Source organism: Xanthomonas sp. NCPPB 3442 (genome assembly GCF_056725145.1).
On the sequence record NZ_CM161514.1, the window covers coordinates 357,571 to 378,603 of the forward strand.

A 21,033-nucleotide genomic window follows, 5' to 3' on the forward strand; every position below is an offset into this window, starting at 1 on the left:
CAGCTTAGGCACCTGGTCAAATCGGCGCTGCACCGGGGACGTGCCCGGGACAGCGCCTTGCCCAATCCCTGATCCCGATTCCCTGGCTTTTCAGTAGCCGAATGGCTGATCATCCCGGCCCTCAACGCGCCGCATTCGCATTCATCACCGCGTTGCGATTGGCATCCAGATACTGCGCCGGATCGCGCATGCCGGTGGTGTGGCATTGGCCGGTGGTGTGGCCGCGATTCACGCCACCCGGCAGCTGCGCATTGACCTGCTCCACCGTGCCGTCTTCCGGGTCGTTCAATACCAGGTCCGAGGCAGCGTTGCAGTAGTCGTTGGTGTACCAGTTGGTCTTGGCGAACGAGGTGGTGTAGTAGTTGACCTTGGCGCGTGCATCGGCCGGGATGCCGGCCAGCCAGGCCTTGGCGCCGTCGTAGGTCATGTCGCTATTGGTGCCGCAGCCCACGCCGAACCACGAACCCACCGCGGCCAGCACCCCAGACAGATTGGTGCCTTGATACGGCGTGCCCACCGATTGCATCACTCGCCCACCGGTGGCGTTATCCAGCCCGCTCCAGTAGTAGGTATACAGGTGCAGCGCCGCCATGCCGCCCTGGCTGTGCGCGACCGTGGAGAACGACGACCATTGGCTGGCGAACTGCGCGATTCGCTGCGCGAACTGATCGTTGCTGCGGTTCTGCTTGGCATCCAGGAAGGTCGAGGCGTTGGTGAATTGCGCCTGTGGCCATACGCCGTTGGAGCAATAGCCGTGCACCAGCACCAACTGCGAACCGGCGGCCTGAGGCTGTGCCGTTGTCATCGCAGACGCCAACGCAGTCGGGCGCGGGCCCATGCGCATGCTTTCATCGATTGCCGTGCTGGCGCGCGCGATGCTGGCGCGTCGCAACGCGGGCACCTGCAACGGTAGCGTGGCGGCCTGCACCAGCGGGATGTAATGGTCCGGGTCTTCGATGCGCAGGCTGCGCAGCGTAAACGGCGCACGCGCACCGGCGCGCGCAATCCAGCGTTCGTCCAGGCTTAGCGGGAGCTGGCCTTGTTGCGGCGTCAGCATGCCGCCGATCCAGGCCACCGGGATGTCCTTGCCCTTGGCATCGGTGCCCCAGACCTGGCCGAACACGCGGTAATGCGACGGCGCGTTGCCTCGCGCAGCCACTGGCAGCGCGATCGTCAGCCGCGTGCCGGCTGCAGCGCGTGCGCCCAGGGCATTGCCGAGCAGACGCAGCGACGTATCCACCACCGGCACCACATGCTCGCTGGTCCGCACGAACGGCTGGCCGGCCTGGTCATGCCCGTGCACGACGACCTGGGCAATCCAGGTACCCTCGCTGGTCGGTTGGAATGTGCCGCCGTACACGCCATCGCCAGCGGCGCCATCGTCGTGCTTGCCGTCGTCGGCCATCGGCATGCTGCGCACACCGCCTTGCGGATCGATCACACGCATGCTTGCTTCGTCGATCGTGCCGGCTTGTGCCGTCAGCAGCGTGGCGCCGCGTACATCGTTGCCGCTCAGCAACGCGTTGAGCGTGAGCGACTGGCCAACCTGCTGCTGACGCGTGCGCAGGTACGAAGCAAGCTGCGTGCGCGCATCGCCTTCCATCAGCACGTAGCCACGCTGCGCCACCGGCGAGGACGACTGCAGCGTCAATGACCAGGCGCCGTTGCGCGCCGACTCCACGGCGTAGCGCACGCCGCTGGTGCCGTGCTCGGCGGTGCCCAGCAGCGTGCGCTGCGCTTGCAGCGGCGTCGCCACGGCGGCGGTGCGCGCGCCGGCAAGCTGAGGTGCAGCCACTGCCGCCTCCCAGGCCTGATCGCCGGACAGCACCATGAAGCGCAGGTGCCCGTTTTCCACCGGCAAGCTGCCTTGCCAGCGCGCGGATTGTCCGGCCGGTGCCAGTTCCACCGGCAGCAATGCACTCTTGGACAGGATCGCCGACTCGGCCGGATCTGGCGCACGCATCTGCGCGAACTCTTCCGGTGGGCCAGCCAATTGTTTGGGCTGCAACTCGGCTGCCGCAAGCGGCGCGCAGAGCAATGAGAGGGAGCACAACAGCGACAACGGCGACGGCTTCGGCATGGCAGATCTCTCCGTGAGCATTGCAGAAGCGATGCCATCGCGCACGGCGACGACATCGGATGCAGCGCCCCCTCGCCGCGATTCGTCGACGGTTATACCGCGCTCTTGTGACAGGTCTGCTGTGCGCTGCAACACTCGCGGTGCCGCGCGCAAGTCGTTAGAAATCAGGCAATGCTGATGGTGATCGGGGTCGCGGACGCGGTGTTGTTTAGAGAAACGCGTGCAGCGCAGGAACACGCAATTCTCTCTTCAACCTCTTGCGATTTAGCTGGAGCTGCCAGATGGCCTTGACCCATGACACATACGGCGCATTCAGCTGTTCTCATCCTCGTCGGCCTTGCCACGGATGGATAGCCAGATCAGCAGCGGTGTGACCGTCTCAAGCCCGCGCCGATTGGCACACGGACAGGTTGCTGTCAGGCCTGATCCGCGCGCACGGAACGCATGCGATCTTGCTGCGAAGCACGCGAGCGATAGTGCGCAACCCACTCCACAGACTGGGCGATGCCGCCGAACGGAAACAGGTGCAGGCGGACATCTCCATGGGCTTCTGTCAGGCGGCTGGCGAGGCGATCGACAAAGCGATCCGGTCCCGCGTTGCCGAATAACTTGCCAATGGAAATGCCATAGTTTGAGAGCACCGACGCGCAGGCGCCGACACCGCAGCTTGCCGCATAGCGTGCGAGAACGGCGACACTGGCAGGACCAGGCACGCCCACCCGCACCGGATGCGTCATGCCACGCGCGCGCAACGCTTCCAGCCATGTCACCACGATGTCGGCGTCGAACCCGAACTGCGTCACGATCAGGGGCGCCATGCCACGCTCCTGGATGCTGCGACACTTGCGTTCCAGCACGTCCCATTGTTCTGTCGTGCGCAGGATCGGATGCCCCTCCGGGTGACCCGCCACGGCGATGGTGCGGATGCCTGAGCGTTCAAACACACCCGTCTCGATCAGCGACACGCTGTCGGGAAACGGTCCCTTCGGAGTGGAGGGATCGCCCGCAATCACCAGGCAGCGTGTGACGCCGGCCTCATCGACCAGGCGCGCGATACATGCCTGCAGTTCCCCGAGCGAGCCGATGCGACGCGCGGAAAGATGGGGCACAGGTTCGAAACCAAGGCGACGCACCATCTGTGCTGCGGCCAGCCGCACCGCCTGGTTTTGGCCTGGCAGGTAGGGGATGAACATGGCGCAGCCAGGCAGGATGCGTGGGGCCGCATTGGTCAGCGCGCCGACGTCCTTGGCGCTGACCTCCAGCGAATAGGCCTCGGTCACGGTGCTCGCGAAGTTCGGCGTGTCGGTAGAAATCACGGGTCTTGCCGTCTTGTCATGATGATCGGGTGGCATCGCCACGACGCACTGATCCAGCGGAAAGGAGCCAAAATCCCCATGTGGTCTCCGCTGGACTGGCGAAAGGCTCAGTCTTCCGGCGCGTCATCGCCGTAGAACTTCACACCGAGTTGAATGCGCTTGCGGCCGCTGTCCACACGATGCCGATTGGTGTCGCGCAGGGAATAGACGCAGCCGCAGTATTCCTGTTGATAGAAGTTCTCGCGCTTGCTGATCTGAATCATGCGCGAGGCGCCACCGCCCTTGCGCCAGTTGTACTCCCAATACATCAAGCCGGGATACCTGGACGCGGCGCGAATGCCGCAGTCGTTGATCTGCTGCATGTTTTTCCAGCGCGAGATGCCCAGCGAACTGGTGATCACCGGAAAGCCGTGCTCGTGGGCATACAGCGCGGTGCGTTCGAAGCGCATGTCAAAGCACATGGTGCAACGCACGCCGCGCTCGGGTTCGTTTTCCATCCCGCGCGCCCGCTCGAACCAGTTGTCCCGATCGTAGTCGGCATCGATGAAGGGCACGCCGAATTGTTCGGCAAAACGCACATTCTCATCCTTGCGCAGCTCGTATTCCTTGCGCGGATGAATGTTGGGGTTGTAGAAAAAGATGGTGTAGTCGATGCCGGAGGCCAACATCGCCTCCATGACCTCGCCAGAGCACGGCGCGCAGCACGAATGCAGCAAGACCTTGGTATGGCCATCAGGCAGCGGAAGTGGCATGCGTCGGGCAGTGGAATCCATCAGTGGGGTCCTTGCGTGTAGGCAGTGGCATTGGCGGGCGCGCGCGCCAGTTCGATGAAGGCGCGCAGGTAATCGATCGCGATGTCCGCCTCGCGCGCGCCCAGATAGATCTGCTTGGGGATGCCGCGCGCACCCAGCCGCACCGGCACCACGTCCATCCTGGCCGCATATTCCTCCACCAGCCAGCGCGGCATGGCGGCCACGCCGCGGCCGCTGGCCACCATCTGCATCATGATGTCGGTGGTTTCGATGGCCTTGTGGCGCCGCGGCGTGACGCCGGCCGGCAACAGGAACTGGCTGTAGATATCCAGGCGCTCAAGATCCACCGGGTAGCTGATCAGCACTTCGCGTGTGAGCTGCTGTGGCTTGACGTAGGCCGCCGACGCCAGCGCATGGCGCTTGGCCACGACCAGTACCTGCTCGTAGTCGAACACCGGCTCGAACCTGAGCCCTGGCTTGAACAGCGGGTCGGGCGTGACCAGCAGATCGATCTCGTAGCCGAACAACGCGCCGATGCCGCCGAACTGGAACTTCTGCTTCACATCCACATCCACATCCGGCCACGTGGCCAGATACGGCGCCACCAGCTTGAGCAGCCACTGGTAGCAGGGATGGCATTCCATGCCGATGCGTAGCGCACCGCGCTCGCCCTGGGCAAACTGCCCCAGCCGCTCTTCGGCCAGATCCAGTTGCGGCAGCACCCGGTTCGCCACCGCCAGCAGGTACTGGCCGGCCTGGGTCAGCCGCAGGCTGCGCCCCTCGCGCAACCAGATGTCGGTGCCCAGCTGCTGTTCCAGCTTCTTCATGCTGTGGCTCAGCGCCGACTGGGTCAGATTCAGCACGCCTGCGGCGGCAGTCAGCGAGCCTTGCTGCTCGACCTGCTGGACGATGGTGAGATGGATGCGCTCGAGCATTCAATGATCCGAATTCATGGATTGTTGAAATAACACCATTTTACTTCATCGAATGCGAGCCCTAGCATCGGGACTCGTCGTTCAGCCGCTGCCGTGCGAACGGGTTCGGACCAAGGCGCGGCCGATGGGTCGGGCCGCAAGCGTCCTGGCGCACTGCACGACGTCCCCACTGCGTAAGGTTGCCCAGCATGACTGTCAAACACCCACTCCGCGTCGTTGCGGTCTCCGGCGGGATGCAACGCCCCTCCAAGGCCGTCGCCCTGGCAGAACACCTGCTGGAGTTAATCGCCGATCAGGTGCCGTGCGAGCGCCATTTGGTCGAACTTGGAGCGTTGGCGCCGCACTTCGCGGGCGCGCTCTGGCGTACCCAAGTGCCCGACACGGTGGAGCAGGCGCTCTGCCTGGTGGAGCAGGCCGACGTGCTGGTGGTGGCAACACCGGTCTACCGCGGCTCCTTCACCGGACTGTTCAAGCATTTCTTTGATTTCATCGATCAGGATGCCTTGATCGACACGCCCGTGCTGCTCGCCGCAACCGGGGGCAGCGACCGCCATGCGTTGGTGATCGACCATCAGCTACGCCCGCTTTTCAGTTTCTTCCAGGCACGCACCCTGCCGCTGGGCGTCTACGCAACCGACCGCGACTTTCTGGACTACCGCGTGCACAACGACGCGCTGGCCGAACGGGCCAGGCTGGCGGTGCAGCGGGCATTGCCGTTGATCGAGCTGACCGGGCATGCACGGTCCATCGCCGCGCCGGGCGTGGCTGCGGCCTGATGGCCCAGCTCGTGGTAGCCAGGGAACCGGATCGGTCGGCAAGCGCGCGCTGATCCACTTCCCGGCCTGCATGCCGCCGGCATGACCCGTTACACAGCGCATGCGCGCGTTCCCATCTTAGAAACAAGGCATCGGTTCGCAATGACTCACGCATTGAATTTCACCATCAAGAGCCTGCGCTTCGATGAGGACTACCGTCCCTCGGCCACGACGCGCAACACGACCAATTTCGCCAACCTGGCCAGGGGTCAGCGACGTCAGGAAAACCTGCGTAACACGCTGGCGATGATCGACAACCGCTGCAACGAGCTGGCGCACTGGGATAACCCCGACCGCGACCGTTATGCGGTGGAACTGGACATCATCTCCGTCGAGATGCACATCGGCGAACGCGCGCTGGACGATGCGTTTCCGTTGATCGAGATATTGAAGCCCACCATCGTCGATCGCCACACCGGCGCGCGTATCGACGGCATTGCCGGCAATAATTTCTCTTCCTACGTGCGCGACTACGATTTCAGCGTGCTGCTGCCCGCGCACAACCAGGATGCGTCCGGCTTCAACGTCCCGGACGATTTTGGCGAGCTGCACGGCAAACTGTTCAAGCACTTCGTGCATTCGCCCGCGTACTGCGCGCACTTCCGGAAGCCGCCGGTCATCTGCATCAGCGTCTCCACCAGCAGAACCTATCACCGCACCGGAAACCGGCACCCCATCCTGGGCATCGAATACCGCCAGGACGCGTTTTCGTTGACCGACCAGTATTTCGAAAAGATGGGCCTGCAGGTGCGCTATTTCATGCCGCCCAACAGCGTTGCGCCCTTGGCGTTCTACTTCTTCGGCGACCTGCTCGGCGACTACACCAACCTGGAGCTGATCGGCACCATCGCCACGATGGAAACGTTCCAGAAGATCTACCGGCCAGAGATCTACAACGCCAACGCTGCAGCAGGGCCGACCTATCGGCCGAGCCTGAAGCATCAGGACTATTCGTCCACCCAGATCGTCTACGACCGCCAAGAGCGCAGCCAGCTCGCCGTGACGCAGGGAAAGTTCACCGAAGAGCACTTCATCCGGCCCTACGGCAACCTTCTTGCCCAGTGGGCATCCAGCCACGCTTCCTAATCAACCAGAACCCATCCCATTGCTCATCATGACAAAGCTGCTTCCCACCTCAACCGCCGGTAGCCTGCCCAAGCCGTCCTGGCTTGCCCAGCCCGAAACGCTCTGGTCGCCCTGGAAATTGCAGGGCGCCGAATTGATCGAAGGCAAGCAGGACGCGCTGCGTTTGTCGCTGCAGGAACAGCAGCACGCCGGCATCGATATCGTCAGCGACGGCGAACAGACCCGTCAGCATTTCGTCACCACGTTTATCGAACATCTCAGCGGTGTCGATTTCGAAAAGCGGCAGACGGTCAGGATTCGCGACCGCTACGACGCCAGCGTGCCGACCGTCGTCGGCGCGGTCAGCCGCCCAAAGTCGGTGTTCGTGGACGACGCCAGGTTCCTGCGCCAGCAGACCCGCCAGCCGATCAAGTGGGCGCTGCCTGGCCCGATGACGATGATCGACACCCTCTTCGATGCGCACTACAAAAGCCGCGAAAAACTGGCGTGGGAGTTTGCCAAGATCCTCAATCAGGAAGCCAGGGAACTCGAAGCCGCCGGCGTGGACATCATCCAGTTCGACGAACCGGCCTTCAATGTCTTCTTCGACGAGGTCAACGACTGGGGCGTTGCCACCCTGGAGCGCGCGGTGGAAGGGCTGAAGTGCGAGACCGCCGTCCACATCTGCTATGGCTACGGGATCAAGGCCAATACCGACTGGAAGCAGACGCTGGGCTCGGAGTGGCGCCAGTACGAAGAGTCGTTTCCCAAGCTGCAAACATCCTCGCTCGACATCATTTCGCTGGAATGCCACAACTCGCACGTGCCGATCGATCTGATCGAACTCGTTCGCGGCAAGAAGGTGATGGTCGGTGCCATCGACGTGGCAAGCACCACCATCGAAACACCGCAGGAAGTGGCCGAGACGCTGCGAAAGGCGCTGCGCTTCGTCGATGCCGACAAGCTCTATCCCTCCACCAACTGCGGCATGGCGCCGCTCGCCCGGCACGTGGCGCGCGGCAAACTCGGTGCGCTCAGTGCAGGCGCGCAGATCGTGCGTGACGAGCTGTCGGCTTAGGGCAACTAACAACACTCCTACGCAGCCGTCAGGCGGTCGCGGTCGGTGCTCGGAATTCTCATGTGCCGCTTGTACATTGCGGTTCTGAGCGCGCCGTCCGCGCCCACCTCACGGCCGCTCGCTACGTTTTGTCAGCCGCTTCTAGTCCCATTGCCACAGCAGTGTGCCCCGTGCCGTCGGGCGGGCCCGGGGTGCGCGCAAACGCGGCAGATGCCGATTCGTGGACATCGTCCATATCATCGCCAGCGGCTGCGCACGGGCGTCGCCGGCGCCTGATCGCGCCGGCGCCATGCATGGCGCAACGCGCATGGCCCACGCATCCCATCGCAGGCCGCATGACACCGGCCCCGCTCTCAGCCGCTGCGTGCACCGCCACGGCGTGCATACAAGGCCGTCAGCAACGGCACCAGCAACGAGGTGACGATGACCGCGCTGGCCACCAGCGCCGTCGCGGCCGGCGCGGCAGGTGCGAACTGCGGTGCCATGCCGGCGATCAGCGCCGGAGTGGCCACGGCGGCACCGGCGGTGCTGGAGGCCGCCACCCCGGCCGTGCCGTTGCCGCCGCCGATCCAACGGTCGGCCAGCAGCAGGGGTAGCCCGGTGATCACGATGACTGCCACGCCCAGCAGCACCCCGCTTGCGCCGGTGTGGGCGATGGTGGACAGATCCAGCGTGTTGCCGAGCGCGAAGCCGAAGAAGGGCACCAGCGTCGTGGTCGCCTGCGCGAAGAACTGCCGCAATTGCGCATCGAGGTTGCCGAGCGCAAAGCCCAGCAACAGCGGCAGCACCGCACCGACGAACAGCAGTGGGTCGAAGCTGGCCAGGCCGCTGGCACCCAGGATCAGCATGGAGATCAGCGGGCCCGATTCCAGCGACATCAGCACCACCGCCCCTGCGTCTTCGCTGCTGCCGTATTGCTGCATCAACGCGGCGTACAGCCCGCCGTTGGTCATGTCCATCGCAGCCACCAGCGCCAGGACCGACATCCCGGCCAGCGGCCCGTTCGGCACGCCGCCGATGGGAAGCAGCGGTGCGCACAGGACTGCCACCAGCCAGGCCACGGCGATCTTGGTCAGCACCAAGCTGCCCGAACGGCGCAGCACCCGTCCGGAGGCGCGCAGCTGGATGGTTGCCCCCATGCAGAAGAACCACACCGCCAGGATCGGAACGGTGCCGCTGATCAGCCCGTTGCTGAAAGATCCCAAGGTGCTGCCGGCCTGCGGCCAGAGCGTGTGGCAAACCGCCCCAAGCAACAGGGGGACCAGCATCATCCCGCCGGGAAGTCGCTCCACCGTGGCCTTGATGTGCATCTGCGTTCCAGTGAGCGCGTCACCACGCGCGGGGCTGGCAGCATCGCGCAGGCACCTGCGTGCATGAAGATCCCGGCGCGAACGTGCGCAGCCGCACACGAATGCGCCGGCCATGACCGGCGCTGCCGACCTTGCTCAGTAATTGACCTGCAACTGCAGGCGCAGCAAATCGCCTTCCACCACCGGATACGGCGCGGTGCTGACGTCGGTGCGCTTCATCTTCGAATAGGCGAACACCAGTTCCAGCGCATCCATCGGCTGCCATTCGACACCGGCTTCCACTTCGTCCAGACGCATGCGCGGGGCATTGGTGTCGAACTTGGAGCCGCCGCGGTAGGTCTGCCATTTCAGGTAGGGCAGCAAGGTGCCGTAGGTGAAGTCGTGCTTGAACATGGCCTGCACGTAGCCGCCGCTCAACGAGCGGGTGCGGATGCGGCGTTGGGCCACATCCAGTTCCGGGCCACGGCCCACCGTCCACTCCGCCTGCAGTCCGAACGGCTGCGGGTAGTAGATGATGTGCGCGGCCACGCGCTGGTCGGTATAGCCATTGGGCTCGGTGATGGCCGGGGTAAAGCTGCGGCCGCCGATATTCACTGCCGCCGCAGTCGGCACGAAGCGGCCGGCGTAGGCGTCGGCGCCCACTTCCAGGTACTGGCCGTTGGCGAACTTGAACGGGTAGGTGGCGTGCACCACCGCGTGCATGCTGTCGTTGCGCTCGGCGCGGTTGGCGCCCTGGCCGTTGTACACACCGGCACCGATCACGCCGTAATCGCCGGACCCCTTCAACCCCGACTTGACCAGGTCCTGGAAGCGGCCCTTGGCCACGGTGGGGCTGTAATAGAACACCGCACCGATATCGCGTTCGTCGCGCAGGCCGGAGTTGAGTGCATCGGCACGATCCAGCGAGAGCCGGTTCTGGCTGGACTGCAGATTTTCCCAGCCGTACGGCATTTTCGACTGACCCACACGCACGCGGTATTCGCGCTTCTTGTCGAAGAAGATATCGGCGTAGGCATCGCGCAGCTGCGCAAAGTTGGAGGTGGTGGAGCCGGTGGGCGTGCTGGCGAAATCCGGCTGGAAATACAGCGACACGTGCTCGTTGAGATCGCCGCTCAGCACCAGGCGCGCACGGCGGATGCCCAGGCTCTGGTCGTTGCCGATAAAGCGGTCGCCCGGCGCGCGCAGGTCCTGCGCATCGCCGCCGATGCCCTGGTTGTAGCGGATCTGCGTGTAGCCGCGCAGGCTCAGTTTGTCGTACCACTTCTTGCCGGCGTCGCCGGACTTGGCCGGCGCTGGCGTTGCAGCCGGCGCCGGCGCAGGCGCGGCCTGGGCAACGGCAGTGTCGGCGGGCGTGGCGGCGCCCGGCGCGGGCGGGAGCGGTTGCGCAGGCCTTGCCGGCATTGCCGACGCCGGCAGCTTGCCGTTTTCGTCCACCTGCACGAAGGTGCCCAGCTTGTCGCGCCCTGGCGCCGGCTCGGCGAAGATCTGCTTGGTCTTGCGGTCGACGTACAGCTCCAGCTCGGCGGCCAGCGTGCTGCCGCTGGCGGTCGCGCTGAGGGCGCACAGAACAGTGGCGAAATTGCGTTTTTTCATTGGTCCGGCTCGTGCAAGGGAAACGGGTCGGCGGCTGCGTCGATCCGGTGCTGCCAAGAAGGCGGCTGCACGGCGTGGAAGCGCCTGCCAGGCGCCGGTCGTCCTGACGTAGCGGCAATGGCAGCAGTTATATTTAGATTTGATGTCAGTTTGGTGACACTGGCGGACCTCGCTACCGTGGCCCTTGTGTCACGGTCGTGTCGGGGCGATGGCAGTTATGCGACCAACGTGAGGCGGGCCCAGCTGCGCACGATGGTGTGCAGACGATCGACAGAACTGGATTCGGAAGGTGTGGTCGTGGGCATGGCGGAGATTGCGCACGGGCCGTCCAAGCTTTCGACGTGGCCCATCGCCGATGGCTGCGCGGCGTGCTCTGCTGGACTCGCCAGCGTGGACAGCGTCTGCGCCACCACTGGGTATCGGCAGGCACGTGTCACCGGCGGCGACATCGGCCCGGTCACGCGGCCGTCTGCTGCGCGGGGGGATATGTCGCGCAGCGCCAGGCTGTGCAGGTCTCCAGCGCTGGCAGCGACCCAGTGCCGCATCGGCGCGCTCACCGCGCCACGCGTTGACCAACCGAGACGCGCACGGCGGCTGATCGGCCGTTCAGAGCAGCGCCACACCCGATCGCCTGAACCAGTGCCACTGGTCCAACGCACTGGAGATCATCCCGACACACGCAGCCACGCCGACCAGCCAGCCACCGCCGCTGGTTGCATGCGGTGAAGCGCCACGAAGTTCGCCGGGTTCCAAGGGGCCACGTCGCACTTGCTCAACGCTGCGCGAACCACTGCGTGCCGAACGCTGGGCAGCGCAGTGGTCGCGCCGTGACTCAGCGCGCCGCGAGTGCCGCCGCCACCGCGTCGCGCAACGGCGTGGTGGGGCGGCCGATCAACCGGCCCAGCGTCTGGCTCTCATCGAACAGGGCGCCGTCGCGCGAGGCGGCCGAGCACTGCGCCAGCACCTGCGCAAAGCCGGCCGGCAGGCCGATCTGCACCAGCGCTGCCGCGTAATCGGCTTCCGGCAGGTCGTGATAGGCCACCGGCTTGCCCGACTGCTGCGCTACTTCGGCGGCGTACTCGGCCATCGTGAAAGCGGCATCGCCTGCCAGCTCGTACACCTGGCCGGCCTGTGGGACATCCGATGCCAGCACTGCAGCTGCCGCCGCAGCATAGTCGGCGCGCGTGGCGGCGCTGATTTTGCCGTCGCCCGCACTGCCGATCACCGCGCCGTGGGCGACTTCTGCGGCGATCGAGCCGGTGTAGTTCTCGGTGTACCAGCCATTGCGCAACAACGCGTGCGGCACGCCGCTCTCGCGCAGCAGCGCCTCGGTGGCCACATGCTCGGCGGCCAGCGACAGCGTGCTGGTATCGGCATGCAGGATGCTCGTATACGCCAGCAGCTCCACCCCGGCGCGCTTTGCAGCCTCGATCACGTTGCGGTGTTGCGGCACGCGCTGGCCGACCGCATTGGACGAGACCAGCAACACGCGGCCCACGCCGGCGAAGGCGGTGTCCAGGCTTTGCGGGTTCGCATAGTCGGCCTGACGTACCGCGATGTCGCGTTTTGCGAACTCGGCAAGTGACGCGGTATCCCGGGCCGTTGCTACGATGCGGTTGGCAGGCAGATGGCCAAGCAGCGCTTGGACAACCAGCGCACCCAACTGCCCGCTGGCGCCGGTGACAAGAATCAGGGGGGATGTAGATGTCATGACGGGCTCCGGTAGGTTTGCATAAGAGATTTGGTCTACTATCTAGACCTCATTGGTCGCCCGCATAGTGTCAGCCCCGCCCCGGCCTCCGCAAGGAGGCAGTTTCGCTCCCCCTGGTTACCGTGAGATACCCCACGTGAATGCGATTGCCCTGTTCCCGCTGCCGCCGTCCCTGGAAGGACCCTTCGACGCCACCAAGTGCCCGGTGCGCGATGTACTCGACCAGATCGGCGACAAGTGGACCCTGCTGATCTTGCTGACGCTGATCCCCGGCCCATCCCGCTTCAGTGCCATCCAGCGCGCCGTGCCGGACATCTCCAAGCGCATGCTGACCCAGACGCTGCGCAATCTTGAGCGCAACGGCATGATCACCCGCAAGGTCTACGCCACCAAGCCGCCGAGCGTGGAATACGCGCTCTCCAAGCTGGGAATTTCCCTCCTCGGCCCGGTCTCGCAACTGCTCACGTGGGCGGGCGAAAACCACGGCAGCATCCGCGCCGCGCGTGAGCGATTCGATCGCGCGCAGCAGGCGGCAGTGGCGTTGGATCCCGACGAAGCGATGGCATAGGCGCAGTGCTGCGTCACCGCGATTCAAGCCAATGCGCTGAGGTGGTGCAGCGGCGCTCCCGCGTGCGCATCGGCTGGGCTGTCGGCCGTGACTGCAGAAGGCACTCGTGGTGTCCCTGCTCGCATCTCTCTCATGTGCGGTCTGATGCGTGAGTCAGTCCGCGCTGTGAAGTGCTGTCGGATGGAATGAAGTGTCAGGGCGCCAACCGGCGACGACACAGCGTCAGTGCAGCCCAGCCAACCCCGCCGCCAGCGATGCCACCCCAAATGATGCCATCGGTGAAGCGATAGCCAGTAAGGTGTGCCACACCGGCACCGATGACGAAGCCGGAAAGCGAGAACCAGCCAACCATCCGACGGCCCGCCACGGCCCGATCTTTCGCGGCACGCCTGCGACGAATCTTTTCTCGTGCTTCCAGATCCGGCTGAAGTATGGCCTGCGCGATTGCGTCTGCTTGTGACTTATCCATGCACCGATTCCTGAAGAGCGCCAGCGCTTGAATTACGCTGCCGCCTGCCCGCGAGACGGGCTTGGCTTGAAAGAGTTGTTAGGCCGCATTCTGCGCCGTCACACGCGACCGGAACAGTAGAAACTCCAGGCGGTGATTGCAGTTGGCGCAGTATAGGTCCCGCCCGATGCCGGGGCGCTCAACCTTGCCAACAAGATGCAGCGGGTAATCTGGCAGTGGCCGCTCCGGCAGGCCCCAGTAATCCGGAAAGTACGACCCAAAATCTGCATCACAGAAGTCGCAGAGGACAATCTCTTGGCCCCAAATTTCAAAGGCGTGGTACTCGTGTTTCTCTGCCAATGCACTCGTATAGCTCGCCAGGCACATGCCCGCAGTCGAAGCACGGGGCGACATCAATCTCTTGCAGTTGAAGTGAGCAAATGGGGCAGCTGGTCATACGGCCTGACGCTTGAGGTACGCCGAGCCGCAAAGCGGGTTCGGCTTGAATGAATGGTTACGACGCATCGCCGAACTCGCGCAGATGCGGCACATACGCTGAGAGCACAGACACACAGAGGCACTCGGAGACTATGAGCCACTCTTGCATCGAGTCTAACGATGCGGTGACGTGCAGGAAGTGACCTGCGGTGCGATCCCGCCAGCCGCCGGAAATGACCTTGTAGAGGACGTGGCCTGTAGTGAGCGGGCTTTCCCAGTACTCAAGCATGTCCCCTTCGTCCATCGCCTGGAATGCCCGAACGAAAGGAAAGTGGATCTCAAGGTGGCGGTCGACTCCCGCCGGCGCCGCCACAACAATGCGCAGGCCAGAGCTGGTGCTGATGATCTCGGTAACGTCTGCGCCTTCATGCCATTGGACCTCGGAGCCGACAGGTTCTAGAAACGTCTGCATGCGGCCCACTGCCTCAATGAATTGTTAGACGGCAACACTAACTGCAAGCAGCACGAGTTGCCAGATGAGCAGGAGCACAGTGGGATAGAAGGTCAGCGCGAACCCCAGCGCTCTGGCGCCAGCACCGCCACTGTAGGTCGCAAAAAACGTCAGCCGTCCAAGCAAGAACGCACAAGCGCATGCTGGAACTGCGGCTTGGATGCCGCGGTGCGGGTTCATGAGGGCGGCGACGTAGACCGGCAGCGCAAACGCTAGCTGCTCTGTCGTATTTTGAAGCAAAGATTGCAACGTTTTAGCACGAACGGTCCCATCACTCATCGCGCTGCCGTCAATGTCTGCAGGCGTAACGAAGCGATGTTTGGCCATGCGTGCGATAGCGACAAACATCGCCGTGGCCGGCAACAGCAAGCTGATAACTGCCCGCTCTGGTGTGTCCCAGCGCAAGAACGCTCGTGATAGCAGGAATACAACGAGTAGAGAAGCAAAAAGGCCAGATGCCATACCGAGGACCACGCCTCGCTGCTTTCTGTCTAAATACACCGTGGATCCCTCTGCCGGCGAACGTTCGAGGACACCTTGGCGTAGGTTTCAGGCATTGATGCGCCTCAAGCGGTAGGTCATTTCTTCCGCGATTTCCGGGTCACTGCATTTCGCAAACTCTTCAATGACCGCAATGGACTCGGGTGTATCGATATCAGCGAGCGCATGGCTAAACCATTTCGCGATGACGCCTGGCTCAGAACACGTGTACTCGAACATCTGAAACCCGTTCGCAAGTACCTGTCGAATGTACGTAACGCTGGATGGGCGACGAAGCAACTGGATTTCCCACGTGATCTCTTGATGGAGCTCATGGCCGGGCATCACCAACAGCCTGTTGAAAACCTCAGCCCTCTGCTCCTGATCCGCAATGCTTTGAGCAAGGCAAAAGAGATCGTATGTGGCCTGCCAATCATTGTTGGCGATGGCTGCGGCCATCCCGTGCAGGACTTTTTCTTTGATCGTGGCCGATGGTTGGCTCATGCCGGATGACCTACGCCTAAGCTAAGCGGGCTGCGCGGTCTGGGTGGTGACCGAGCGGGCAGCTTACTCCACGCAGATTTGTATGAGCGCATGGTTAGGATCTACGGCGCTGCGCCGAAGGGACTTGGCTTCTTGTAGCAGCCCAAGAGCGTATGCTCGAACTGAACAATGGACACGGTCTTGTGATCGATCGTCTGGATTCGTGAGGCGGCCAGCGTTACCAGTGATTGTTCTGCACCGACAAGCCGCTCCTTGACTCCGAGGCTGAGCTGAAGCAGAGGAAAGACATGCTTTGAGTCTGCGATCCGGATGAAGTCGTGTAGAGGTGCACCGCTCTCGCATTCGTACACGCTGAACCAGTGAGGGCGAAAGTCGCCAATCTCTCTCAGCTCCGAGCCACACTCGCTGCAGAATTTTGGCATGAAACTAACCCTGAGTTGAGCCACATTGGGGGCAACGCCGGCTTGTACGAAGTGCTAGGCACTTCCGCCGCGCCCCTCGGACCACGCCTGCCAATAAGTGGAGCTTGACTGATCGAGGGACGCAGTTGCCAGTGGTTGGCCGGTGTCGAGCGCGAGCTCCATTGCCCGATAGGCAAGTGTGAGCGTGCCTAGCGTTGTGTATATGGTCAGAGGTGCCTCACTCACGATCGAGAGCAGCTCAGGTGAGCGCTCAGCGATTTCGCCTGGATCTGCAAGCACCGCGCCATCATGATCTTCGAGCTGAAACAGAGTGCAGCCTCTCAGCAGAAGCACAAACCCGACGCCCCCCCGATTTTGAGTAGCACCTCAGTTTGGAGTCCAATTCCCTAACTCGAGGAGATTGGACGTGAAGAAGCGTTTTTCTGAAGAACAGATCATCGGCTTCCTGCGCGAAGCTGATGCCGGTGTGGCGATCAAGGACCTGTGCCGGCGGCATGGCTTCAGCGAGGCTTCCTATTATCTGTGGCGCAGCAAGTTCGGCGGGATGAGCGTGCCCGATGCCAAGCGGCTCAAGGACCTTGAGTCCGAGAACGCGCGGCTGAAGAAGTTGCTGGCCGAGCAGCTGTTCGAGAACGACCTGATCAAGGATGCACTGCGAAAAAAGTGGTGAGCGCACCGGCGCGTCGCATGCTGGTGCGCGAGTGGATCGGGCGTGGTGCCAGCGAGCGTCGTGCGTTGGCAGTGATCGGCATGAGCGCCAGTGCGCTGCGATATTGCCCGAGCGAAGATCGCAACGTCGAACTGCGCGAACGCATCTGTGCGTTGGCGCATCGCCATCGCCGTTATGGTGTGGGGATGATCTATCTCAAATTACGACAGGAAGGACGCATCGTGAACTACAAGCGTGTGGAGCGGTTGTACCGCGAGCAGCAGCTGCAGGTCCGGCGCCGCAAGCGCAAAAAGGTGCTGATAGGAGAGCGTCAGCCGCTGCTGCGGCCATCGCAGGCCAATCAGGTGTGGTCGATGGATTTCGTGTTCGACCGCAGCGCCGAAGGCCGAGTGATCAAGTGTCTGGTGATCGTGGACGATGCAACCCACGAAGCGATCGCCATCGAGGTGGAGCGCGCAATCTCGGGCCATGGCGTGACACGCGTGCTGGATCGGCTGGCGCACAGTCGCGGCTTGCCACAGGTGATCCGCACAGATAACGGCAAGGAGTTTTGCGGCAAAGCGATGGTGGCCTGGGCACATGCGCGTGGCGTGCAGTTACGGCTGATCCAGCCTGGCAAGCCAAACCAGAACGCCTACGTCGAATCGTTCAATGGCCGGCTGCGCGACGAATGCCTCAACGAGCACTGGTTCCCAACCCTGCTGCATGCGCGTACCGAGATCGAACGCTGGCGACGCGAATACAACGAGGAGCGACCCAAGAAGGCCATTGGCGGCATGACGCCATCTGCGTATGCCCAACAGCTGGCCAACACCGATATCATCAACTCCGGACTCTAAACCCGGCCGCTACTCAGAGCGGGGGGACGTCGAAGGCACGGCAAGGAAGATCGATGCAAGGACGTGAAGGGGCTTTTTCCAAATGGTGCGAGTTGCTGATCGTGGTGACGATCGCCTTCGGTCTGCTGATCTGGTCCAGCCTTTCGGCGGTGGCGCGCGATGCCATAGAGCCGGTCTTCTCCGACGCTAGCCTGTGGGGCATGGTGTTCTACGAACTGCTCGTTCTGGCGATCCTGCTGCCAGTGCTGTGGTTCCGCGGATGGAGGCCGCAGTCGCTGGGGCTGCAGTGGCAACTACGCGACTTGGCGGCGGGACTCGGCTTGCTGGCGGTGTGTCTGTTGCTCACCTATCCACTGACGCTGTTGAACTGGAGCTCGGGGAGCAACACGAATCCATTCGATGCGATGGTCGCCGGGCGGCTGTCGATCGCGGCTGTGCTGGCGATCTCGCTGATCAATCCGATCTTCGAGGAAGTATTTGTGTGCGGTTACGTGATCCGCGCGCTGGAGCCGCGCTATGGCCCTGCAGTTGCGGTGAATGTCAGCGTGGCGGTCCGCGCCTCGTATCACCTATATCAGGGTCCGATTGGTGCCATCAATATCTTGATGTTCGGGTTGATCCTGGGCTGGTGGGTGGCCCGACGCGGGCGGCTGTGGCCGGCGATCCTGGCGCATGGCGCGCTGGATTTGCTGGGCTTGATGGCCTACACCTGAGTGGCCTGGCGTAGCCGCGATGCCGCACACTTGCCGCTTAACCGAACACAGGACGAAGCAATGGCACGGCGATATGGATGGAGCGGGATGCTGGTGTGGCTGGCGGCGTTCGGCGCGATGGCGGCCGGCCCGACGCCCGGCGAATACGGCACCAAGCAAGGTTGGGGCAGCCTGCAGGTCAGCGACAAGGGTGGGGCGCGCCACTTCGAGATTCTCGCCGTGGGCGCCAACGGCCACACCTGTTCGCTGGAGGGCACGCTGCAAGGCGACAAGGCGGAAGTGCGCGATGCCAGCGACACGCCTTGCAAGCTCGCGTTCAAGCCGGTGGCCGGTGGCTTCAGCATCGCCGCACTGACGCAAGACAGCTGCCGCGACTACTGCGGCATGCGCGCCAGCTTCGAAGGCGACTATCTGAAGTTGCCTGCCGGCTGCACCTCCGCGGCCAGCAGCCGACGACGTGAGGCGTACCTGCGCGACTATCGCGGCAAGCGCTATGCCGAAGCACTCGCCGGCATGCAGGCGTTCACGGGCGAGTGCGGCGAGTTTTTCAACTGGCTCGATCGCGACCGCTTCGCCAACGACCGCGCGCTCACCCTGCTGCGCCTGAACCGTCCGCAGGAGTGCCTGAAGGCGCTTGATCAGACCATGGCCGGTCGCAGCCGCGACGAGGCCTCGTTCCAGGCGGAGATGGACAAGGACAGCACGATGCTACCGCCAAGCGACTGGGATGCGTACCTGCCCATCGCCAAGTCCACCTGGTTCAATCGCAAGCTCTGCGAGGCGGCCAAGCGTTGAATGGGAGATGGCTTGCCTTGCTGCACGCAGGGAAGCCCTTGCGCGCGGCGTCGCACGGAGCGTCGCTCGTGGTTGATCAACGTGATGTGCAAGAGAGTGGGCGCTTGCAGCCGCGCGCGCTGGTACTCATAACAGTATCGCCACTTCAGCCCGCGAAGGATGGACAATCGAGTTCATCGTTGGATTCTTGCCAATACGCAGTCATGCCGTTCCCGATCGTCCATCGCCGCAATGCTGCGGCTGATCGCACTAGAGCGTCTTGCCTAGCGTGATGACCTGGAGCCCGCTGCAGACAGAACCACCATTCTCGATCTTCGCAACCGGCTGAAACCCGTTACCTTGCCGCGTAACTACTGCCGAGCGTCAGCGCGGATCTGTCCCGAAAGCGCCGGCATCTGCGGTGCTGTTTGATCTTGGATGTGGCGCCGGAACTGCACGAAGTTGAAAGCCCGTGCACGCATGGAGTACGGGATTTTAGGCGGTACGCAATTGCGGAGCGTTGCAGAAGTACGCCATCGCGCGCTGCGAGGATGCCGGCCGAAGCCTCGTCGTGATTGCCGCAGACAAGAAAAGCGGCGCCAGACCGACGCCGCTCCGTTGCAGCGGTACAACCGTTCGCTCAATTCTTCCGGTAAATCACCCCAAGCTTGTCGATGGCATCGCCGGCGCGGCCGGTGAAGCCGGCGATATGCCAGCCGGTGGGAGCAGTGAGGGTGTAGCGCTCGCTGGTCGGGGTGCCGGCGGCGATGCTGCGGCCCTGGTTGGTGGTCAGGCTGAGCGAGAACAGCCGGGTGCGGCCGTTGTACTGACCGAGCGTGACGGTGGCCGCGGTCAGCGTTTCGCCGCTGCGCAGGGCCAGGGTGGTGGCGGTGCCGCCGCTGCCGCCGTGAGCGAGCGTGGCGCCGTTGTCCAGGCTGGCGGCCACTGCATCCAGGCGTTCGGCACCGCGCAGGGTGACACTGCGCAGCTGGCGCTGGTGCGCGCCGCCGGCCACGTCGTTGAACGGTACGCCATGCGGTCCGCCGAAGCTGTCGCTGGTGCGCACGTCGGTGCCCACCGCCCAGCCGAACTGCGTGTACAGCGGATAATGATCCGACAGCGGCTTGCCGGCGCTGTCGTAGAAGTTGCCTGGGTCGAGCTGGTAGCGATTGGCTGCCAGGGTCAGCTGCGGCGCTGCGCGGTACAGGATCTTGTCCACCACCTCGCAGGTATTGGTCGGCGGCGTGCCGCACAGCAGTGGCGCGGCGCCGGCGGCCGGGGCGGTGCCCTTGATCAGTTCCACCCACGGATCGATCAGGTTGTTGCTGGCGATCAGCTCGCGGATGTTGTCTTCGCTGCGGGTGTAGCGGGTGTTGGAGTCCATCATCACCAACACCGCGTTGCCGGCCGACCAGGTGCCGATGAATTGCGACAACTGGCTGATGTTGGCGCGGCGGGCGGCCAGGTCGGCAGTTTCGGTACCGGCATTTGGATGGGCGTTGTAGACGTCCAGCAGCACGCCGTTGTCCAGCCGCAGCTGCATATAGCTGAAGCCCTTCGGCGTGAGGCAGTCGGTGCCGTTGCACTTGTCCCATGTGACCCGGGTGAAGTCGTTGAAGGGATAGTTGCTCAGCGTGTTGAGGCCATCGCCGATGGCGGCGCCGCCACTGGTGGGCGTGCGGTAGGGATGGTTGTCGCCGGCATAGAGCGCCGCGTGGTAGTTGAAGTCTTCCTGCACGTGAACCAGCGCATACGGCGCCAGTTTCGGTGCCAGCAGCGGCGTATTGGTGGCGGGGTTGCTGCTGGAGATGCCCTCCGGCAGGCCAGCGACGTTGTAGGTGAGCACGTCGAGGACGCCGACGCTGGATTGGGCGTGGGCGACACCGGCGCAGGCCAGGGTCACACCGATTCCGACGCTGAGCAGAGAACGCAGATGCTGAAGCATGATGACCTCGTGCGGTTGGGTAACAGCGGATGGACGCGACGCGTTGGGCCCAGCGCGCCGCGTGGA

At 63.7% G+C, this 21,033-nt stretch carries 21 protein-coding genes and 1 other RNA gene; 8 read left to right on the plus strand and 14 right to left on the minus strand.

Annotated features, from left to right (window positions below; all coding sequences use genetic code 11):
- Positions 1–121: 121 nt before the first annotated feature.
- The 4 genes from AC1POX_RS01555 to AC1POX_RS01570 all read right to left on the minus strand — a co-directional run bounded on the left by AC1POX_RS01555 (position 122) and on the right by AC1POX_RS01570 (position 5,083).
- Positions 122–2,080, minus strand: coding sequence for a choice-of-anchor X domain-containing protein (locus AC1POX_RS01555; protein WP_372356669.1), 1,959 nt, complete (start codon positions 2,078–2,080; stop codon positions 122–124).
- Between the two features lie 416 nt (positions 2,081–2,496).
- A complete protein-coding gene (locus AC1POX_RS01560; protein ID WP_372357130.1) occupies positions 2,497–3,396 on the minus strand; it encodes a methylenetetrahydrofolate reductase in 900 nt (299 codons plus the stop codon).
- A 107-nt stretch (positions 3,397–3,503) separates the two neighbouring features.
- Positions 3,504–4,169, minus strand: coding sequence for an epoxyqueuosine reductase QueH (locus tag AC1POX_RS01565; protein WP_372356670.1), 666 nt, complete (start codon positions 4,167–4,169; stop codon positions 3,504–3,506).
- Positions 4,169–5,083 (minus strand): LysR family transcriptional regulator, encoded by a 915-nt coding sequence (locus AC1POX_RS01570; protein WP_008574897.1) that lies wholly within the window; start codon positions 5,081–5,083, stop codon positions 4,169–4,171. The genes AC1POX_RS01565 and AC1POX_RS01570 overlap by 1 nt, the downstream gene beginning before the upstream one ends.
- Positions 5,084–5,271: 188 nt before the next feature.
- Here AC1POX_RS01570 and msuE point away from each other — a divergent pair, with 188 nt between their 5' ends.
- From msuE to AC1POX_RS01590, 4 genes are all read left to right on the plus strand, one after another.
- Complete coding sequence (msuE, locus tag AC1POX_RS01575; RefSeq protein ID WP_008574899.1) at positions 5,272–5,859, plus strand: FMN reductase; 588 nt, start codon at positions 5,272–5,274, stop codon at positions 5,857–5,859.
- 141 nt (positions 5,860–6,000) lie between these two features.
- Positions 6,001–6,984: a DUF1852 domain-containing protein gene (locus AC1POX_RS01580; protein WP_008574901.1), complete on the plus strand. Its 984-nt coding sequence runs from the start codon at positions 6,001–6,003 to the stop codon at positions 6,982–6,984.
- Positions 6,985–7,012: 28 nt separating this feature from the next.
- Positions 7,013–8,041, plus strand: coding sequence for a methionine synthase (locus AC1POX_RS01585; RefSeq protein WP_033478903.1), 1,029 nt, complete (start codon positions 7,013–7,015; stop codon positions 8,039–8,041).
- A 60-nt stretch (positions 8,042–8,101) separates the two neighbouring features.
- A non-coding RNA gene (locus AC1POX_RS01590) (sX9 sRNA) lies at positions 8,102–8,178 on the plus strand.
- Between the two features lie 216 nt (positions 8,179–8,394).
- Here AC1POX_RS01590 and kdgT read toward each other — a convergent pair.
- The 3 genes from kdgT to AC1POX_RS01605 form a co-directional block, all read right to left on the minus strand.
- A complete protein-coding gene (gene kdgT / locus AC1POX_RS01595) occupies positions 8,395–9,351 on the minus strand; it encodes a 2-keto-3-deoxygluconate transporter (RefSeq protein ID WP_057681370.1) in 957 nt (318 codons plus the stop codon).
- 135 nt (positions 9,352–9,486) lie between these two features.
- Complete coding sequence (locus tag AC1POX_RS01600; RefSeq protein WP_372356671.1) at positions 9,487–10,944, minus strand: OprO/OprP family phosphate-selective porin; 1,458 nt, start codon at positions 10,942–10,944, stop codon at positions 9,487–9,489.
- An 832-nt stretch (positions 10,945–11,776) separates the two neighbouring features.
- Positions 11,777–12,655 (minus strand): SDR family oxidoreductase, encoded by an 879-nt coding sequence (locus AC1POX_RS01605; protein ID WP_372356672.1) that lies wholly within the window; start codon positions 12,653–12,655, stop codon positions 11,777–11,779.
- A 136-nt stretch (positions 12,656–12,791) separates the two neighbouring features.
- Between AC1POX_RS01605 and AC1POX_RS01610 the strand changes: the two genes are divergently transcribed.
- A complete protein-coding gene (locus tag AC1POX_RS01610) occupies positions 12,792–13,223 on the plus strand; it encodes a winged helix-turn-helix transcriptional regulator (protein WP_008576183.1) in 432 nt (143 codons plus the stop codon).
- Positions 13,224–13,416: 193 nt separating this feature from the next.
- Here AC1POX_RS01610 and AC1POX_RS01615 read toward each other — a convergent pair whose 3' ends face one another.
- The 6 genes from AC1POX_RS01615 to AC1POX_RS01640 form a co-directional block, all read right to left on the minus strand.
- A complete protein-coding gene (locus AC1POX_RS01615) occupies positions 13,417–13,692 on the minus strand; it encodes a hypothetical protein (protein ID WP_057681352.1) in 276 nt (91 codons plus the stop codon).
- A gap of 78 nt (positions 13,693–13,770) precedes the next feature.
- Positions 13,771–14,085, minus strand: coding sequence for a hypothetical protein (locus AC1POX_RS01620; RefSeq protein ID WP_481108594.1), 315 nt, complete (start codon positions 14,083–14,085; stop codon positions 13,771–13,773).
- Positions 14,086–14,185: 100 nt separating this feature from the next.
- Positions 14,186–14,581, minus strand: a complete 396-nt coding sequence (locus AC1POX_RS01625; protein ID WP_029818361.1) for a hypothetical protein — start codon at positions 14,579–14,581, stop codon at positions 14,186–14,188.
- 24 nt (positions 14,582–14,605) lie between these two features.
- Positions 14,606–14,968: an MAPEG family protein gene (locus tag AC1POX_RS01630; RefSeq protein WP_057681371.1), complete on the minus strand. Its 363-nt coding sequence runs from the start codon at positions 14,966–14,968 to the stop codon at positions 14,606–14,608.
- Positions 14,969–15,169: 201 nt separating this feature from the next.
- Positions 15,170–15,604, minus strand: a complete 435-nt coding sequence (locus tag AC1POX_RS01635; protein WP_372356673.1) for a hypothetical protein — start codon at positions 15,602–15,604, stop codon at positions 15,170–15,172.
- Positions 15,605–15,705: 101 nt separating this feature from the next.
- Positions 15,706–16,050 carry a hypothetical protein gene (locus AC1POX_RS01640; protein WP_057681354.1) on the minus strand — a complete coding sequence of 115 codons (345 nt, stop codon included), beginning with the start codon at positions 16,048–16,050 and terminating at the stop codon, positions 15,706–15,708.
- 382 nt (positions 16,051–16,432) lie between these two features.
- Between AC1POX_RS01640 and AC1POX_RS01645 the strand changes: the two genes are divergently transcribed.
- The 3 genes from AC1POX_RS01645 to AC1POX_RS01655 all read left to right on the plus strand — a co-directional run bounded on the left by AC1POX_RS01645 (position 16,433) and on the right by AC1POX_RS01655 (position 19,043).
- Positions 16,433–17,535, plus strand: a protein-coding gene (locus tag AC1POX_RS01645) for an IS3 family transposase (protein WP_372356259.1) whose coding sequence is annotated in 2 segments (ribosomal slippage) — positions 16,433–16,691 and positions 16,691–17,535 — 1,104 coding nt in all. Because the reading frame shifts where the segments join, the coding sequence is not laid out codon by codon here.
- 53 nt (positions 17,536–17,588) lie between these two features.
- Positions 17,589–18,248: a CPBP family intramembrane glutamic endopeptidase gene (locus tag AC1POX_RS01650; protein ID WP_008573281.1), complete on the plus strand. Its 660-nt coding sequence runs from the start codon at positions 17,589–17,591 to the stop codon at positions 18,246–18,248.
- A gap of 60 nt (positions 18,249–18,308) precedes the next feature.
- Positions 18,309–19,043 (plus strand): hypothetical protein, encoded by a 735-nt coding sequence (locus AC1POX_RS01655; protein ID WP_372356674.1) that lies wholly within the window; start codon positions 18,309–18,311, stop codon positions 19,041–19,043.
- Positions 19,044–19,662: 619 nt separating this feature from the next.
- Here AC1POX_RS01655 and AC1POX_RS01660 read toward each other — a convergent pair.
- Positions 19,663–20,967, minus strand: coding sequence for a jacalin-like lectin (locus tag AC1POX_RS01660; protein ID WP_008573286.1), 1,305 nt, complete (start codon positions 20,965–20,967; stop codon positions 19,663–19,665).
- Between the last annotated feature and the right edge of the window lie 66 nt (positions 20,968–21,033).

What these genes read in the sequence shown, in the direction of transcription:
- msuE (WP_008574899.1), top strand. Translation starts at nt 5,272, where the DNA reads ATGACTGTCAAACACCCACTCCGCGTCGTTGCGGTCTCCGGCGGGATG.
- AC1POX_RS01585 (WP_033478903.1), top strand. Translation starts at nt 7,013, where the DNA reads ATGACAAAGCTGCTTCCCACCTCAACCGCCGGTAGCCTGCCCAAGCCG.
- AC1POX_RS01625 (WP_029818361.1), bottom strand. Translation starts at nt 14,581, where the DNA reads ATGCAGACGTTTCTAGAACCTGTCGGCTCCGAGGTCCAATGGCATGAA.
- AC1POX_RS01650 (WP_008573281.1), top strand. Translation starts at nt 17,589, where the DNA reads ATGCAAGGACGTGAAGGGGCTTTTTCCAAATGGTGCGAGTTGCTGATC.
- AC1POX_RS01630 (WP_057681371.1), bottom strand. Translation starts at nt 14,968, where the DNA reads ATGTTTGTCGCTATCGCACGCATGGCCAAACATCGCTTCGTTACGCCT.
- AC1POX_RS01600 (WP_372356671.1), bottom strand. Translation starts at nt 10,944, where the DNA reads ATGAAAAAACGCAATTTCGCCACTGTTCTGTGCGCCCTCAGCGCGACC.
- AC1POX_RS01565 (WP_372356670.1), bottom strand. Translation starts at nt 4,169, where the DNA reads ATGGATTCCACTGCCCGACGCATGCCACTTCCGCTGCCTGATGGCCAT.
- AC1POX_RS01605 (WP_372356672.1), bottom strand. Translation starts at nt 12,655, where the DNA reads ATGACATCTACATCCCCCCTGATTCTTGTCACCGGCGCCAGCGGGCAG.
- AC1POX_RS01655 (WP_372356674.1), top strand. Translation starts at nt 18,309, where the DNA reads ATGGCACGGCGATATGGATGGAGCGGGATGCTGGTGTGGCTGGCGGCG.
- AC1POX_RS01580 (WP_008574901.1), top strand. Translation starts at nt 6,001, where the DNA reads ATGACTCACGCATTGAATTTCACCATCAAGAGCCTGCGCTTCGATGAG.
- AC1POX_RS01570 (WP_008574897.1), bottom strand. Translation starts at nt 5,083, where the DNA reads ATGCTCGAGCGCATCCATCTCACCATCGTCCAGCAGGTCGAGCAGCAA.
- AC1POX_RS01555 (WP_372356669.1), bottom strand. Translation starts at nt 2,080, where the DNA reads ATGCCGAAGCCGTCGCCGTTGTCGCTGTTGTGCTCCCTCTCATTGCTC.
- AC1POX_RS01615 (WP_057681352.1), bottom strand. Translation starts at nt 13,692, where the DNA reads ATGGATAAGTCACAAGCAGACGCAATCGCGCAGGCCATACTTCAGCCG.
- AC1POX_RS01620 (WP_481108594.1), bottom strand. Translation starts at nt 14,085, where the DNA reads ATGTCGCCCCGTGCTTCGACTGCGGGCATGTGCCTGGCGAGCTATACG.
- AC1POX_RS01635 (WP_372356673.1), bottom strand. Translation starts at nt 15,604, where the DNA reads ATGAGCCAACCATCGGCCACGATCAAAGAAAAAGTCCTGCACGGGATG.
- AC1POX_RS01660 (WP_008573286.1), bottom strand. Translation starts at nt 20,967, where the DNA reads ATGCTTCAGCATCTGCGTTCTCTGCTCAGCGTCGGAATCGGTGTGACC.
- kdgT (WP_057681370.1), bottom strand. Translation starts at nt 9,351, where the DNA reads ATGCACATCAAGGCCACGGTGGAGCGACTTCCCGGCGGGATGATGCTG.